The sequence below is a fragment of the Mesorhizobium sp. M0244 genome, assembly GCF_040321795.1.
Classification (GTDB): Bacteria; Pseudomonadota; Alphaproteobacteria; order Rhizobiales; family Rhizobiaceae; genus Mesorhizobium.
This window is the reverse complement of sequence record NZ_JAMYSE010000064.1, coordinates 25,831-36,661: the sequence shown is the minus strand read 5'-3', so window position 1 is coordinate 36,661 and position 10,831 is coordinate 25,831. Positions and strand designations below refer to the sequence as shown.

General features: G+C 63.5%; 14 protein-coding genes. 4 read left to right on the top strand and 10 right to left on the bottom strand.

Going from position 1 to position 10,831, the window contains the following annotated elements; all coding sequences use genetic code 11:
• Together NKJ08_RS27865 and NKJ08_RS27860 are read left to right on the top strand one after the other, a co-directional pair.
• A partial coding sequence (locus NKJ08_RS27865; RefSeq protein ID WP_352784314.1) for a hypothetical protein occupies nucleotides 1-193 on the top strand: 193 nt, incomplete at its 5' end.
• 33 nt (nucleotides 194-226) lie between these two features.
• On the top strand, nucleotides 227-385 hold the full coding sequence (locus NKJ08_RS27860; RefSeq protein ID WP_352524950.1) for a hypothetical protein: 159 nt from the start codon (nucleotides 227-229) through the stop codon (nucleotides 383-385).
• 75 nt (nucleotides 386-460) lie between these two features.
• Here NKJ08_RS27860 and NKJ08_RS27855 read toward each other — a convergent pair whose 3' ends face one another.
• The 5 genes from NKJ08_RS27855 to NKJ08_RS27835 all read right to left on the bottom strand — a co-directional run bounded on the left by NKJ08_RS27855 (nucleotide 461) and on the right by NKJ08_RS27835 (nucleotide 4,494).
• Nucleotides 461-793 (bottom strand): four-helix bundle copper-binding protein, encoded by a 333-nt coding sequence (locus NKJ08_RS27855; RefSeq protein ID WP_352524948.1) that lies wholly within the window; start codon nucleotides 791-793, stop codon nucleotides 461-463.
• A gap of 10 nt (nucleotides 794-803) precedes the next feature.
• Nucleotides 804-932: a hypothetical protein gene (locus NKJ08_RS27850; protein ID WP_352524946.1), complete on the bottom strand. Its 129-nt coding sequence runs from the start codon at nucleotides 930-932 to the stop codon at nucleotides 804-806.
• A 558-nt stretch (nucleotides 933-1,490) separates the two neighbouring features.
• A complete protein-coding gene (locus NKJ08_RS27845) occupies nucleotides 1,491-2,720 on the bottom strand; it encodes an NAD(P)/FAD-dependent oxidoreductase (protein ID WP_352524944.1) in 1,230 nt (409 codons plus the stop codon).
• Entirely contained in the window at nucleotides 2,717-3,430 is a 714-nt protein-coding gene (locus NKJ08_RS27840) for a methyltransferase domain-containing protein (protein ID WP_352524942.1), read from the bottom strand. Before NKJ08_RS27840 ends, NKJ08_RS27845 begins: the two co-directional genes overlap by 4 nt.
• Nucleotides 3,427-4,494 (bottom strand): type III polyketide synthase, encoded by a 1,068-nt coding sequence (locus tag NKJ08_RS27835; protein WP_352524941.1) that lies wholly within the window; start codon nucleotides 4,492-4,494, stop codon nucleotides 3,427-3,429. The genes NKJ08_RS27840 and NKJ08_RS27835 overlap by 4 nt, the downstream gene beginning before the upstream one ends.
• Nucleotides 4,495-4,756: 262 nt before the next feature.
• On the opposite strand from NKJ08_RS27835, the gene cueR reads away from it, so the two are divergent.
• Together cueR and NKJ08_RS27825 are read left to right on the top strand one after the other, a co-directional pair.
• A complete protein-coding gene (gene cueR, locus NKJ08_RS27830) occupies nucleotides 4,757-5,155 on the top strand; it encodes a Cu(I)-responsive transcriptional regulator (protein WP_352524939.1) in 399 nt (132 codons plus the stop codon).
• The gene (locus tag NKJ08_RS27825; protein WP_352524937.1) at nucleotides 5,152-5,709 is read left to right on the top strand and encodes a cytochrome c; all 558 of its coding nucleotides are present in this window, start codon (nucleotides 5,152-5,154) and stop codon (nucleotides 5,707-5,709) included. The genes cueR and NKJ08_RS27825 overlap by 4 nt, the downstream gene beginning before the upstream one ends.
• A gap of 59 nt (nucleotides 5,710-5,768) precedes the next feature.
• Here NKJ08_RS27825 and atzF read toward each other — a convergent pair whose 3' ends face one another.
• Genes atzF through biuH form a run of 5 tightly spaced genes read right to left on the bottom strand, consistent with a single transcriptional unit; the run spans nucleotide 5,769 to nucleotide 10,829 of the window.
• Nucleotides 5,769-7,577 carry an allophanate hydrolase gene (atzF, locus tag NKJ08_RS27820; protein WP_352524935.1) on the bottom strand — a complete coding sequence of 603 codons (1,809 nt, stop codon included), beginning with the start codon at nucleotides 7,575-7,577 and terminating at the stop codon, nucleotides 5,769-5,771.
• A complete protein-coding gene (locus NKJ08_RS27815; protein ID WP_352524933.1) occupies nucleotides 7,574-7,924 on the bottom strand; it encodes a cupin domain-containing protein in 351 nt (116 codons plus the stop codon). The genes atzF and NKJ08_RS27815 overlap by 4 nt, the downstream gene beginning before the upstream one ends.
• Complete coding sequence (locus tag NKJ08_RS27810) at nucleotides 7,917-8,585, bottom strand: cysteine hydrolase family protein (RefSeq protein ID WP_352524931.1); 669 nt, start codon at nucleotides 8,583-8,585, stop codon at nucleotides 7,917-7,919. Before NKJ08_RS27810 ends, NKJ08_RS27815 begins: the two co-directional genes overlap by 8 nt.
• A complete protein-coding gene (locus NKJ08_RS27805; protein WP_352524929.1) occupies nucleotides 8,585-10,117 on the bottom strand; it encodes an ABC transporter ATP-binding protein in 1,533 nt (510 codons plus the stop codon). The genes NKJ08_RS27810 and NKJ08_RS27805 overlap by 1 nt, the downstream gene beginning before the upstream one ends.
• 10 nt (nucleotides 10,118-10,127) lie before the next feature.
• Nucleotides 10,128-10,829: a biuret amidohydrolase gene (gene biuH, locus NKJ08_RS27800; protein WP_352524927.1), complete on the bottom strand. Its 702-nt coding sequence runs from the start codon at nucleotides 10,827-10,829 to the stop codon at nucleotides 10,128-10,130.
• Between the last annotated feature and the right edge of the window lie 2 nt (nucleotides 10,830-10,831).

Sequence of the window (10,831 nt, the reverse complement as noted above, 5' to 3'; positions counted from 1 at the left end):
CGGTGCCCCACGTCCCGGATGGGCTCACCATAAGGCCGTTCCAAAACAAGAACAGCAGGACGAAAAGGCACCACAGATCACATACCGGATAATGGGTACGTGGATGATGGGCGGCATGGCGCTCGTCTGGGTCCTGGTGTTCGTCGCCCTCTTGCTCGCGATTGCAGCCCTGGTCAAATACCTGCGAACCTGAAGCCGTAGACACCGTCAGGCATACGACTATGCGATGGCAATTTCCGAGGAGAAGGGGCCATGTTGCTGCCAATGCTGGCGCTGGAAAGTGTATGGCGGACTGGCGAAGGTCTTGATCCGCGAGCACGGTTTCACCGGCAGGCAGGCCGTCGACGTCTGGGGCCTGTCGGACGGCTGCGGCGGTGGCGTGTAGACTGCCGTGGCAACACGATTCCCCGCGCCGATGGCTAATGCCGAGCCGGCGGGCTTGTCGCCCGCCGGCGGACGATCAAGCCGCCATCCTTCTGCAGCTCTCGGCGCAACGCCGACAGGCTTCGACGCAGTCCTGCATATCGCCGATGCGCTCGCAGTCTGCTGCGCACTCGTCGCAGATTTCTGCGCATTCGCGGCAGACATGTTTGTGATGCGCCGAACCGAGCAGCATGAAATGCGCAGCGGTCCGGCAGATCTCGGCGCAGGCGAGCATCAGCCGGAAATGTTCCGGCTCGGTGTGTTTACCGCCGGTTTCGAGGCAATGCCCCGAAGCGATGCCGAGGCAGGCTTGATAGCAATCCAGGCAAACCTCGATGCAGTCCTTCATTTCGGGAGACTGGTTGTGCATGATCGTGTCCTCACTCCGCCTTGGCCTGCCAAGCCTTGTGGGTTGTCATCGCTTTGTCTGTGTAGCCGGACGAGGCGGCGACGGCTGTTGCGACGCCGGCCATCAGGCCGACAACTATAAGGATTGTCTGCTTTCTCATGGTCTTCTCCAATCGGATTGGGGCTGTGAGCCCGAAAACAGGATGGACACCCTGTTTAGGCGTCCGTTCAGGACATCCGATCGATTGGCGGCCGTTCAATTCGCCGAGGCACGGTGCCATGGGCGCGCGTCGGACCGGATTGAACCTGCCTTGCCGGAGCGCTCGACGCGCTTAATGCCGTTTCATCGATGAGGACGGCATGACAGGCCGATCCGCAACACGCCGATCCGCAACACTGGACGGCATGGTGAGCGGGACAGGTTGCGTCGTCAAAGTGCCCGCCGGTAGCGGCGGGTTCGCCCGCCGCTACGGACTCATTCGAGGTCGAGAGATGCTGCACGGGCGATGCGATCAGTTGGTCGGCGGCAGAAGGAACCGGGTCGACGGCAGAAGGAACCGGCCGGCCGGCAACAATCAGCAACGCGGCAAAGATGATCCACGCCACCCATGAAAGGTCCATCCCTGTCGCAACCCGAACTTGCATTCGCGCCCAACGCGCGGTGGCCCTAACTGTTCCGACAGCCAGTGTTCGGCGTGCCCAATGCGCCGCACTACTCGTCAGACGAAGCCGGGAACCGGCCTTGTCTTGCCGCTCAGTTGCGCGCCCAATGTCAGTGCTTGCGGGAAATTCCGGACGATCGCCGCCATCAAGGTGGCGCTGCCGGGGCGAAGGGCAATTCCGGCGATAGCAGCGGCAGCGTAGACCCGGGTCGAAAACAGTCTTTTCCAGGCCGCCTCATAGCGTCTGGCGGCAGCCTCGCGCGCTGCTTGGCCACCTGGAGTGGATGCGAGTTCGCAAGCCAGCATCCAGCCAGACTGAAGCGCCATCGAGATGCCCTCGGCGATAACAGGATGAGACTCTCCGGCTGCATTGCCGACGCGGAAGATGTCCCGTTCGTAGCAGGAGCGAATTCCCGGCCGGATCGGCCCTGCGGCAAGCCACGGACCGTCGAGGAGAGCCGAATCCAGGGCGTCCCTCACGCCCCGGCATGAGTCCAGCAGGTGGCGGGAGACCGCATCGGCGGCCGACACATGGCTCCGGTGTTTGGGGCCATGTTGTTTACGCAGCCGCGCGAGCATATCGCGCCGAATGCAGCACGAGATCGACAACCGGCCATGATCCGCCGAAACCATGCCGCCGTAGCCGCCAGGGAAGGCCAGCAGAGGCATCAAATCCGGCGCCAGGGACGACCCGGTGAAATGCGCCTTGAAGCCGAGCAGGTCCGACGGGCGATTGGTCTTTCCGAGCTGGCTGGGCAATGGTCCCGGTTCCCAAGAGCCGTGCGCGGCGACAATCACCGGCGCTCGCAACGTCGTCGTTTCGTCTCCGGCTTGAATTCGTACCCTTTGCATCTCGCCATCCCGGTCGATGGCGACGGCGCGGCAGGGCTGAAAGATTTCGACACCCGCCGATCGCGCGGCCTGCAAAAGCAGGGAATCGAGAATGTCCCGGCCGAGCGCCCGGCCGACGCCATCTTTTGCAGATCTTATAGAGCGCCCATCTTTTGCACGAGGCATTTCTGCCTCGACGCAGGTCTCGCCGGAAAAGAAGCCGACACGGCGGATTTCGGGGCCGGCATTGGCACGCCAGGCATCGCCGATCTCGAGCTGGTCCAGAAGCGCAAGATTGCTTGCCGACATGTATTCGCCGCAGACCTTGCGGCGCGGGAACGCGCTCTTTTCCACAATGGCCACGCCCCATCCACGCCGGACCAGCGTGAGCGCGACGGAGGTCCCCGCCGGGCCGGCGCCGATGATGATCGCATCATGGGTCGATAATCGCGTCATGGGTCGTTGCCGGAGCTGGCGCCAACGAAAATGTGGGAAAACAGGCCGGCGCGCCGTTCCTCGACCGGTTTGCCGTTGGCGGTAAGCCAGAGCCCGGAAAGCTCGCTGCCGCGAAAGCCGGCACGCACGCTTTGCGCCGCGTCGTTTCGTGTGACGTCGTTGGCGCCGATTGCCGGGAGAAGACGGGTCGCGGCCAGCGCCAGTTTCGCCCGCAGCGGCTCTGTCGCCAGCAGCAACGGGGCTTTCGGCCTAATCAACGAAAACAGGCGCACGAGTTCGGCATCGTCCAGATGATGCAGAAACAGATTGACAGTGATCGCATCGAACCGCGTGCCCTCATTCTTTCTTGCCCAGTCGAAGACATCGGCAGTGACGCCTTCGACCGTCCATCCCAGCCTGTCAAAATCATCGCGCAATTGCGGCGTGATGAGGTCGACGCGGTCGAGCATCACCAATTCGACGTCAGGCCAATGCCTGGCCATGCGCCGCGCTACCGCCAGCATGAAGGAGCCATCGCCGGCGCCGATCTCCAGAACGCGGCGTGGCGGCTTTGGAACAAACCTCCTGAGCAACGACGTCATTATCGGCACCTGAAACATCAGCATATTGATGCGACGAAGGTCGCGGCGCGCGGTCAGCGCTCGCGGATCTTCGGCCGCAAGTCCGTCAAGGATTTCCGGCGCAAGCTGCCGGCGCTCCAGGCCGCTCATGACACCGTTCGAAAGAGCATGGTTTCGGCCGTCAGCCCGGGACCGAACGACATGCCGCAGCCGACCAGGCCGGGTGGCGCCTTCAGCATCTCCTTCATCACGAACATGACGGTCGCCGACGACATGTTGCCGTATTGGCGTAACACCTCGCGCGATGGTTCCAGCGCGGTGGGCTCCAGTTTCAAGGCCCTTTCGACGGCGTCGAGCACCGAACGTCCACCCGGGTGTACGGCCCAAAGGTCGATCGCCTCGGTCGGTCGGCCGCCGAGGATGGCGGCCTGGTTGTTGCGTAACGCTTCATGAATCGCTGCCGGGACCTGGCCGGAAAGAACCATTTCGAAGCCGTGGTCGCGAATATTCCAGCGCATCAGATCCCGCCGTTCCCTCGCCACCATACAGTGAAAGCTATCGAGCTCGATGCCGGCCGGCTCGGCGGTGATGAGCGCGGCCGCGCAGCCATCGCCCCAAAGGCAGAACGACAGCAGCTTTTCCAGTTCGGTGGTTTCACGCAGATGCATCGTGCAGAGCTCGATATTGACCAGCAGGACCTTGGCCTGCGGGTCGGAGCGAACGATGTGGCGGGCCAGTTTGAGGCCGTTGATCGCCGCGTAGCAACCCATGAACCCGATCATCGTGCGTTCGACACTGTCGGGCAGCCCGCAACGCGCAACCAGCTCCAGATCGATGCCCGGCGCCGAAAAACCGGTGCAGGTGGTGACGATAAGATGGGTGATGCGGGAAGCGTCGTCGCCAAGCTGCAACCCGTCGATGCCCTTTTGCGCCAGAACAGGTGCGGCATCGTCGAACATCGCCATTCTCATGGCCGTTCCGGGAAACGCACCCCGGATGAAGGTCCCGGCCAGGTCGGCATTTGGTCCTTCGGGGTCGGACGCCGGCGCAAAGCAGGAATAGCGGTGCTCGATGCCGGCAAGATCGGCCATGCGTTCGAAGAGTCTCCGGCGATCGGCCGCGAGCATGGAGGCCGCGAAACGCAGGTAGAATTGATGAACCTCGTGCTCCGGCACCGCTGTCGCGATCCGGTTGATATAGGCCTTGACGGGCATATTCTGTCTCCTCGGCGTATGCACGATGTAACGTGCCGCCGGAGGGTCTTCTCATCGGTACCCGGTGTCGAACACCGGGTTTTGAGCGCTGTTCGATAAACGTTTCCGAAAACTGATTTCTTCCCGAAGGTTCAGTATGCGCTGTTGGCAGGCAAACGGTTGGAGCCTGCGGGCGGTTGCGTCGGGCATCCAAAATCGCCACATCAGGTTGACCTTCCATCTACTGGAAGGTCTATTGCTTCGACAAAGGAGATTTTCCACCATGAACATCGGCATCGCATCCGAAAAATCCGGCCTGCCGGCCAAGACGATCCGTTATTACGAGGACATCGGGCTCTTGCATCCGGCCCGGACAGACAATGGCTATCGCGATTACTCGACGGCCGATATTCACCGGCTGCGCTTCGTGCAGCGCTCGCGAAGCCTGGGGTTTTCGGTCGACGAATGCCGCCAGTTGCTCTCGCTGTACCAAGACAGGGAACGTGACAGCGCCGACGTGAAAGCGATCGCGAAAGCCAAGCTGGTGGAGGTCGACAGGAAGATCGCCGAACTGGTCGGATTGCGCGGCTTACTCCACCATCTGGTCAGTCACTGCCACGGCGACGAGCGGCCGGATTGCCCGATCATCGACGAGCTGGCGGGACAAGGCATGGCCCAGTGAGGCTCGCAGCTGCTGCAACAGTGCTGTCGCTTGCCTGCGTCTCTGTCGTGCTCGCCGCCGGCCATTCGGGCCGTGATGCGGTCATCGAGGCTCGCCAGGCCTCGATGAAGGAAATGGCCGCGGCGGCAAAGGCGATCGCCGGGATGTTCGACGGCAAGCGGGCCTATGACGCCGCGGCGTTCAAGGCGGCGGCCGAGACCATCCGCGCCCGCACCGGCCCTTCCCTGATTGCCGAATTCCCCAGCGCGACATTGGGCGCGCCTTCAGGCGCCAAGCCGGATATCGACCCCGCCCGCGCGGAGTTCGAAGGGCTGGCTCGCCACATCGGGACGCTGGCCAGCGCCCTGGCCTCCGACGCCGAGCAGGCGCCGCCGCGTATCACCGACGACATGAGAATGGGTTCCGGCCTGGCGATGGGCGGTGGCAGCCTGCTTGGCAAGCGGCCGGGGCCGGCGGAAGCCGACCCCGCCAAATTGCCGGCGGAGCACCTCCTGCATCTCATCTTGCAGGATTGCTCGAGCTGCCATTCGAAATTCCGGCAAAAGGTCGAGTGATGGCCGGCTGAACGCCAGCCGGCGGACGGCGATCCAGCGTCGACCGGCATTCTTTCTCGTCAGCTCCGCAGTTGCTGATCCGCCACGAAATTGCGCCAGCCGCCAAAATGCGAAATCTCCTCTGCATCGGTAAGGCCGGCACTTTCGACGAGGAAGCCTTTCGGCGAAGTTCCGTCGTCAAGCACAAGCGTTCCGATGCCGAGCGGCGGCGGGATCGCGGCGACGAAGCGGCCGAAGGCTTGCGGCGATAGCCGCCAGACTTCGACCTCGATCGCAGTCCCCTCACCGTTGCAGGTCCGCTCGAGACCTGGTCTCGACACCGACTGGCCGGCAAGCGCGTAAAGCCGGTAGAGCGGCGCCGTTCTTGCAGCCCGGGCGAACATTGCGCCGAGCCGCTGCAACTGGCCGTTCAGCGCCATCCCCGACAGATGGGCGCCGACCACGGCCAGTTCGATCGTGCCTTCATCCACGTCCGCTCGCGCATCGCCACGCAACGGCTGCGGCCAGCCGGTAGCGCCCAGCGAAAGACCGCTTGCCACATGGATGTCGCGGGCAAGCGACGCCGTCAGGTGGTCCTTGCCAGCCGCGGCAAGCAAGGTAACGCTCATCGGCAAACCGTCGCTGCGTGTTCCGGTCGGCACGGCGATGCCGCACATGTCGAGCAGATTGACGAAGTTGGTGTAGGTGCCGAGCCGGCTGTTGGTGACGATCGGATCGGCCAACACCGCTTCGACTGTGTAGTGGGTCGGCGCGGTCGGCACACAGAAAAGGTCGACTGAGGCGATGACCAGCGCAAGCTTGGCCTTGAAGGCTTGCAAGGCATAGAGCCCCTTGAAGGCGTCCGCTGCGGAAAGTTTTCGTGCGCCGCCAATGATCTGCCGCGTCACCGGATGCATCGCTACCTCGTTGACTTCCATGAAGTCCCTGATCGCGGCGTAACGCTCGGCCACCCAGGCGCCTTCGTAGAGCAGATTGGCAGTGGCGTAGAAATCGCCAAAAGGGATTTCGACCAGCCTGCAGCCCAGCTTCTCGAGCGAGGCAAGAGCGGCCTCGAAGCCATCCTGCATCGCTCCGTCGTCAAAGAATATCCGGTCGGCCTTCGCCGGCACGCCAACCGTCAGCACCGGCGGGCGCGCGGCAAGAGCCTGAATGCAGAGGTCGCGCGAATAAGGATCGGCGTCGTCCTTTGCCGCCGCGGCCTCGAACACGCTGTAGGCGTCGTCGACAGTGAGCGCGAACACCGAGACGCAGTCGAGTGTCCGGCAAGCCGGCACGACGCCGGCGGCAGAAATCGCGCCGACGCTCGGCTTCAGCCCGACGATGTTGTTGAGACCGGCGGGTATGCGGCCGGAGCCGGCGGTATCGGTGCCGAGCGCGAACGAGACGATGCCACGCGCCGTCGCCACGGCCGAGCCGCACGAGGAGCCGCCCGGCACCAGTTTTGGATCGATCGCGTTCCTCGGGATCGGATAGGGCGTGCGCACGCCGACCAGGCCAGTGGCGAACTGGTCGAGATTGGTCTTGCCGACGACCAGCGCGCCGGCGGCCTTGAGCCGCGCCACGACGGTAGCGTCTTTCACCGGCAAGTAGGCAAATTCGGCGCATGCCGCCGTGGTCGGCATGCCGGCGACATCGATGTTGTCCTTGACCGCGAACGGTACGCCCCATAGCGGCTTTGCCACCGGATCGAACGGGCCGAGCTTTTCTGCTTCGGCAAGCATCTCCGCTCTGCTCGCCAGATGGATGAAGATGCCGGGGTCATCGGCCGCCGCGAGCCGCGCATGGAGCGTATCGACCATCTCGCCGATGCCGACGCCGGCCTGATAGGCGGCGTGCAAGCTGCCTATGTCGAAGCGGATGTCGTTCATTTGGCCTCGCCCAGAATGACTACCGGCAGGTTCCACTGGATGAGCACGACGCAGCCATCCTTCGTCCACACCGAGTGTTCGGTTCCGACCGGGTTCAGGATCACGCTGCCCGAGGCATAATCGCCATTCTCGTCGCTCTGCGTGCCTTCCAGTACGATGATGGTTTCCAGCCCGGCATGGCGGTGACGCGGCACGCCGGCGCCCGCCCGGTAATTCAGGATCGCGACCGACGGCTCGACCGGACTGCCCTTGAGCAGCCAATGCACTGTGATGCCTTCGCGAAAATGCTCGAATGGCAGATCACGCCAGCCCCCTTGGATGAGAGCCTGGTATGCAATGTTAGGCATTGGAAAGTCCCTCGAGCACCTGGTCCGTTGTCGCCGTCCAGCCGACGATGGCGCCCTGCGCCCTGATCATGGCCAAGGCAGCCGCCTTGAACTCCGGAAAATAGCTCTCGGTCGCATCCTCGGCGAGCAGGCATTCATAGCCGCGGTCGTTGGCCTCGCGCATCGTCGTCTGCACGCAGACCTCCGTCGTCACCCCGGCAAAGACCAATTGCTGCGCGCCGAGCCGTTTCAGGTCATCGCCGAAGCTGGTCGCATAGAACGCCCCCTTGCCCGGTTTTTCGATGACGATCTCGCCAGGCAATGGGGCAAGTTCATCGAGGATCGCCGTTCCTGGCTCGCCGACGATCAGCACACGGCCCATCGGCCCAGTGTCGCCGATTCTGATCGACGGATTGCCGCGATTGCGCTTAGCCGGAGGCAGATCCGAAAGGTCTGCCTTGTGGCACTCCATCGTGTGGATGACCGGCAGGCCGGCGGCGCGAAATCCCTCGATCAGTCTCTTCACCGTCGGCACGATCGCCACCACCCGGCTGACGTCGTTGCCGAGGCTGGCGCCGAAGCCGCCGGGTTCGGCAAAGTCGCGCTGCATGTCGATGACGACCAGCGCCATCGCCTCAGGCTTGAAGACAAACGGAAACGGCAGCGCGTCGATCTCCGCCATCAATGATGTCCCGCCATGTGCTCGCCGATCGTCTGCACACTCGCCTGCGCGATCGGCGTCTCGTAGACCAGCGCGCCGTCGGACATGACGAAGATGCGGTCGGAGAGTTCGAGCAGCTCGTCGAGGTCCTCCGACATCAAAAGCACGGCGGCACCGGCGTTGCGCGCCTTCATGATGCGGGCGCGGATCTCGGCGACGGCGGAGAAGTCGAGGCCGAAGCACGGATTGGAGACGATCAGAAGATCAACGTCGCCTGTCAGCTCGCGCGCCAGCACGGCGCGCTGCACATTGCCGCCTGACAGCGACGAAATCGGCGAAGCGAGCGAGGCCGTCTTGACCTTGAACTGTTCGACCAGGCGGGCCGCGTAGTCCCTGATGGCACTCATCCTGATCCAGTTGATCGGCTTGCCGGCTTCGTTCAGGTCGAAGGTGCGGAAAGCCATGTTTTCCGCCACCGTCATCCGCGGCGCGCAAGCGTTGCGCAACGGTTCCTCCGGAATGAAGCGGACATTGAGCGTGCGTGCCTCGCTGCGGCTGGCGCCATAGGGCGAGCCCTTCACCAGAACGTCGCCGGCATTGCGTGCCCGCTGTCCGGCAAGGACCTCGAGAAACTCCTTCTGGCCGTTGCCGGAGATGCCGGCAATGCCGACGATCTCGCCGGACTTCACATCGAGTTCGCCGATGTCGATGGTTTTCAGCCCCGTTCGGTCGGGCGCCTTCAGCGATTTCACCGTCAGAACCTGCCGGGCTCCGGCCGGCACCGGAGCACGACTGTCGAGCGCTGCAATCGGCTGGTCGCCGATCATCATCGCCGCCATCTGCTTGTGGGAGAGTTCCGAGACCTTCCCCGTTCCGGTCAGCTTGCCTTTGCGCAGCACCGTGATGTCGTCGGCAAACGCCGTCACCTCATGAAATTTATGCGAGATCATCAGCACCGTAAGGTCGCCGCTCCTTGTCATGTCGCGCACTAGGCCAAGCACCTCCTGCGCCTCGCCGGGAGTGAGCACGGAGGTCGGCTCGTCGAGCACCAGGAAACTGCGGCCGAGATAGAGCTGCTTGATGATTTCGAGCTTCTGCTTCTCACCGGCGGCAAGTTCCGCCACCTTGACATCGAGCGGCAGCTTGAACGGCATCCGCTGCATGAATTGCGCAAGTGCGGCGCGCTCCTTGCGCCAGTCGATGACGCCGGGCACCTTCTCGCGCGAAATGACCAGGTTTTCCGCACCGGTCAGCGACGGGACCAGGGTAAAGTGCTGGTAGACCATGCCCAGGCCGAGCGCTGACGCATCCTTCGGGCTGGCGATCGCGACCTCGCGGCCATCGACCAGCATGTCGCCGGAGGTCGGGTGGTAAAAACCCATCATGCATTTGACCAGCGTCGACTTGCCGGCGCCGTTTTCGCCGAGCAGCGCATGGAACGATCCCGCCGGCACCTTGATCGAGACGTCGTCCAGCGCGGTGAAGGCGCCGAAGCGCATGGCCATGCCGATGGTCTCGACGCCGACGGCTTTCTTGCCGGGGGTTCCGCTCAAAATCGTCTCCTCACGGCAGTTGCGCGACGAAGGACGCCGAGTTCGATACTGCGCCGAACACGCCGCCCTGCATCTTGATCATCTTGATTGCAGCGAGATGGTTGCCATAGTCGGTCGCGCCGCAGCAATCCTCCAGCATCACGCATTCGAAACCGCGATCGTTGGCCTCGCGCATCGTCGTGTGAACGCAGACATCGGTGGTGATGCCGGTCAGCACGATGTTTTCGATGCCACGCTGGCGGAGGATCAGCTCCAGGTCGGTAGCACAGAACGAGCCCTTGCCCGGCTTGTCGATGATCGGTTCGCCCACGACCGGATAGAGGTCGTGGATGATATCCCAGCCCGGTTCGCCGCGCACCAGGATGCGCCCGCAAGGTCCGGGGTCGCCGATGCCGGCATTGATACGGCGTGAGCGCCAGCGCTTATTGGCCGGCAGGTCGGCGAGATCGGGCCGGTGGCCTTCGCGCGTGTGAATGATGGTGTAGCCCTTGGCCCGCATGGCTGCGAGCACCGACTTGATCGGCTCGATCGGCGCCCGCACCAGCGAAAGATCGTAGCCCATATGATCGACATAGCCGCCCGGCCCGCAGAAATCGGTTTGCATGTCGATGATGATCAACGCCGTATTGTCCGGCCGCAGCTCGCCATTATAGGGCCACGGATAGGGGTCGGCGTCGATGTAGCGCTGGGTGATCTCGGCTCTGGCGTTCATCG

Bases quoted from the DNA above. Each gene is read 5' to 3' on its own strand.
- NKJ08_RS27860 (WP_352524950.1), top strand. From the start codon at position 227: ATGGCAATTTCCGAGGAGAAGGGGCCATGTTGCTGCCAATGCTGGCGC.
- NKJ08_RS27855 (WP_352524948.1), bottom strand. From the start codon at position 793: ATGCACAACCAGTCTCCCGAAATGAAGGACTGCATCGAGGTTTGCCTG.
- NKJ08_RS27850 (WP_352524946.1), bottom strand. From the start codon at position 932: ATGAGAAAGCAGACAATCCTTATAGTTGTCGGCCTGATGGCCGGCGTC.
- NKJ08_RS27845 (WP_352524944.1), bottom strand. From the start codon at position 2,720: ATGACGCGATTATCGACCCATGATGCGATCATCATCGGCGCCGGCCCG.
- NKJ08_RS27840 (WP_352524942.1), bottom strand. From the start codon at position 3,430: ATGAGCGGCCTGGAGCGCCGGCAGCTTGCGCCGGAAATCCTTGACGGA.
- NKJ08_RS27835 (WP_352524941.1), bottom strand. From the start codon at position 4,494: ATGCCCGTCAAGGCCTATATCAACCGGATCGCGACAGCGGTGCCGGAG.
- cueR (WP_352524939.1), top strand. From the start codon at position 4,757: ATGAACATCGGCATCGCATCCGAAAAATCCGGCCTGCCGGCCAAGACG.
- atzF (WP_352524935.1), bottom strand. From the start codon at position 7,577: ATGAACGACATCCGCTTCGACATAGGCAGCTTGCACGCCGCCTATCAG.
- NKJ08_RS27815 (WP_352524933.1), bottom strand. From the start codon at position 7,924: ATGCCTAACATTGCATACCAGGCTCTCATCCAAGGGGGCTGGCGTGAT.
- NKJ08_RS27810 (WP_352524931.1), bottom strand. From the start codon at position 8,585: ATGGCGGAGATCGACGCGCTGCCGTTTCCGTTTGTCTTCAAGCCTGAG.
- biuH (WP_352524927.1), bottom strand. From the start codon at position 10,829: ATGAACGCCAGAGCCGAGATCACCCAGCGCTACATCGACGCCGACCCC.